Genomic DNA, 3,343 nt, shown 5'->3' with positions numbered 1-3,343 from the left:
GCCCAAGCCATCCACCCCGAGCCCCCGGTGCCCCTGGCCATGCAGGCCTGGGTTGCCCCAACGAGGAACCTGCCCCGTGCTCAATGAAATCCTGCATTTGCAACAGCATCAGCAACGCTGGGTGCGCCGTTTCGAACCGCGCCCCCTGGCCCGCCAGCGCCTGTTCTGCCTGGCCCATGCCGGCGGCGGCGCACGTTTTTTTGCCGATTGGGCGCGCCTGCTGCCGCCGAGTATTGAAGTGATCGCCGTGCAATTGCCCGGGCGCGAAGAGCGCATCAATGAACCCTTGATCCCGCACATGCAAGCGCTGGTGAATGCCCTGATGGCGGCCGTACCCGCATGGCTCGACCGCCCTTATGCGCTGTTCGGCCACAGCATGGGCGCGGCGGTGGCCCATGAGCTGTGCCTGGCCTTGCAACGCCAGGCGCTGAGGCTGCCGACCTGCTTGATGGTGTCAGGCCGCGAAGGCCCTGAACGTCATCACGGCGGCAGCCTGCACCTGGCGGACAATGCGCGGTTGCTGGCAGATATTGCCGCGCTGGGTGGCAGCCCCAAGGCCTTGCAAACCTCACCCGAACTGCAGGCCATGGCCTTGCCGATCTTGCGCAATGACTACCAGTTGATCGAGACGTACCGGCCCGCCCCCGAGCGTGCGCGCTTGAACGTGCCCATCGAGGTGCTGGTGGGGCGTGATGATCGGGAACTGAACCCTGGGGATGCCGAGGCCTGGGCGCAGGAAACCCGTGAAGGCCTGCAGGTGCACCGCTTTGAAGGCGGGCATTTTTACCTGGTGCCCCAGCGTGAGGCGGTGTTGCGCGGTGTCAGCCGGTGCCTGGGGGTGAGCCTCCCCCAGGCCCTTGAAATGCCTTAGGCGTCGTCGAGCCCCATCCCACGGGTGCTGCGCCGTACATGCCAGAGCATGCCGAGCGCAGCACCCAGGGCCAGCAAGCCGACGCCCAGGCCACTGGCGTAGCCCCAGCTGGCCGCCACGCCGATGGCCACCGACGACACCAGGATATCGCCGAGGGTCTGCAAGCCCTGGAACACCGAACAGTCCGTGCCCGGCTGTTCGCCCAACTGTGCAAAGCGCATCGCCAGGGTGTAGGACGCCACACTGGTGACACCAATGCCCAGCCCGCCCAGTACTGTCGCCACGCTCACATACCCCATGCCCGACAGGCCCGGTTGCAGCACCAAACCCAGCCACAGCACACCGGCCGAACCGACCATCGCCAGGCCCGTCAGCAAGGTGCTCCAGCGCGAGTAATGACGCAGCAACAGCCCGGCCACGCCACAGCCGACGATGATGGTGAGCAACTGCCCGACACCGGCCAGCACCCCCACATCACTCACCGACCAGCCATCATCGAGCAGGATCAATTTGGCCAGACCGAAGAACGTCGAGCCGCCGAGGGTCACCAGCATCACCAAGGCCGTCAGGCGCCCGGAAAACCGACGCTTGAAGAAGCGACGCAGGCTGGCTTTGTCTGCCGCCGCCAATGCAGCGGGCTCCTGCCAGAACAGCACCGGCAGGCTGCACAGCAGCACCACAGCCGCCAACAAGGTAAAGACCAACGGCGCGCTGAAGTGATCGAACAGCAGCATCGTGCCCGGCCCGCCGAGCAGCATGCCGACCATGAAACCCGCCACCTGGAAGGTGTTGACCCGCCCCAGGCTGGCGCTCGGCAAACGCTCGGCGGCCAGGCCATCGACGGCGATGTCCTGGGTGGCACTGAACAGCGAGAGCAAGGCAATCAGGCCAAGCAGCAGGCCCATGTTTGGTACGTCGAAGGGCACCAATGCCATGGCTGCCAGGGTCAGCACCGAGCCTGCCTGCAACGGCAGAATCCAGCTGCGACGCCGCCCCAGGCGCGAGCTCCAGCGGTTTTCCACGGCAGCGGCCCAGAACAGCTTGGCCACCCACGGCAGGCTCGCCAACGGGGTCAGCGCCACCAGGTCGAGGGAGGCGCCCATGTTGCGCAACAGCGTGGGGTACGCCTGGAACGCCAGCCCCACCGGCAAGCCCTGAGCCAGGTACAGACCGGCCACCACCAGCACAATTCGCCAATCCCGCGTCACCGCTGCACGCGGGCTGGCGGGGGAAGTCTCGACAACCGATTGCATGTGTTCACCCTGCCCCAAACGCTGAAAAAGCCCATCTAACGGGATCCGTCAAAAGGGCGCCGCCCGTAACCCGCAACGGCCCCCCGAATCGGGATTAACTGCGCTTGCGCAAGACTGCGGCGGGGATCAGCGCATCGCCCAGGGGCTCAAGGACAAACCCCGCGGCGCCGGCCTCTTCGGCGACCTGTTCGAGGCCGAAGGTGTGCCAGTGATGGTCGGCCTGGAACTGGCGCAACACCTGCTCGCCTGCACGCACCTGGTAGTCGAGGGTCCAGTGCATCAGGTCGCCGCCGGCGGGCTCACCCTGCAGGGCGACGTGGTAGGTGTGCTCGCCGATGGCCGCGTTGGCCACCTGCATCAGCGGCACCGTTTGCGGGGCCTTGAGCATCATCACGTCGACGATGACGAGGCCGCGCTCATCCAGGCGTTCGGCCAGTTGCTGCCAGAGGTGCTGGCGCTGCGCTGTATCGAGGTAACCAATGGTGCCGCAGATGACCGCTGCGGCCAGGCGTGGCGGCAAGGTGACCTGCTCGAGGGTGCCGGCCAACACGGTGACGCGCTGGCGCAAATCGCTGCTGCGCATGATTCGCCCCACCAGCGCCGCGCGCATGGCGGCCGAAGGTTCCACCGCAAGAATGCGCGCGTTGGGCAAGGCCTCGGCGATCACCTGCACACATGGCCCGGTGCCGGCGCCGACATCCAGAATCACCCCGTTGGGGTCCACTTCCTGCAGCGCCCGGGCGATAGGCCCGCCGCGTTGCAACCACTGCTGCTCGCACAGCACATCGTAGAATTCGGCAGATAACGCATACGGATCGGCGGTGGTCATGAAGGCATTCCCAATGGCTGATGAACGAGGCGTGATGATAACCACTCTCAACACCAATTCAACCGCGGGAATGCAAAGGGCATTTTTTACGCAGTCACAAAATGCAGATTACTGATACACAGTAAAAATCATCATTCTGGATTTTAATAATTAGGTTAGAACCAATCGGCATTTTACAGGCCCTGCCGCTGCCCCTACTTTGAAGGCGAATAACCGACCCCTTGCCCGGTGGAGGTGACCACCACGCACTGAACAAGGACAGACCATGAGCATCGAATTCATCGGCTACATCGGCGGCCACCACGCTTCCGAAATCCACCCGCGCAGCGGCCCGACCCTGCAACCCGACTACGTCGAAACCGTGGCCCGCGCCCACGAGGAAGCCGGCTT

At 64.9% G+C, this 3,343-nt stretch carries 3 protein-coding genes and 1 pseudogene; 2 read left to right on the top strand and 2 right to left on the bottom strand.

Features of this window, described 5'->3' with window-relative positions; all coding sequences use genetic code 11:
• Positions 1-76: 76 nt before the first annotated feature.
• Positions 77-871 carry an alpha/beta fold hydrolase gene (locus HX803_RS32330; RefSeq protein ID WP_178926107.1) on the top strand — a complete coding sequence of 265 codons (795 nt, stop codon included), beginning with the start codon at positions 77-79 and terminating at the stop codon, positions 869-871.
• Here HX803_RS32330 and HX803_RS32325 read toward each other — a convergent pair.
• On the bottom strand, positions 868-2,124 hold the full coding sequence (locus HX803_RS32325) for an MFS transporter (protein ID WP_178926106.1): 1,257 nt from the start codon (positions 2,122-2,124) through the stop codon (positions 868-870). The two genes, HX803_RS32330 and HX803_RS32325, sit on opposite strands and share 4 nt — an antisense overlap.
• A gap of 94 nt (positions 2,125-2,218) precedes the next feature.
• Complete coding sequence (locus tag HX803_RS32320; RefSeq protein WP_178926105.1) at positions 2,219-2,953, bottom strand: trans-aconitate 2-methyltransferase; 735 nt, start codon at positions 2,951-2,953, stop codon at positions 2,219-2,221.
• A gap of 265 nt (positions 2,954-3,218) precedes the next feature.
• On the opposite strand from HX803_RS32320, the pseudogene HX803_RS32315 reads away from it, so the two are divergent.
• Positions 3,219-3,343, top strand: a pseudogene (locus HX803_RS32315) (alkanesulfonate monooxygenase); the annotation flags it as partial.

The organism is Pseudomonas sp. P7548, assembly GCF_013386585.1.
Taxonomy (GTDB): domain Bacteria; phylum Pseudomonadota; class Gammaproteobacteria; order Pseudomonadales; family Pseudomonadaceae; genus Aquipseudomonas.
The sequence above is the reverse complement of the archived record's forward strand: the minus strand, read 5'-3'. Positions and strand labels throughout refer to the sequence as shown.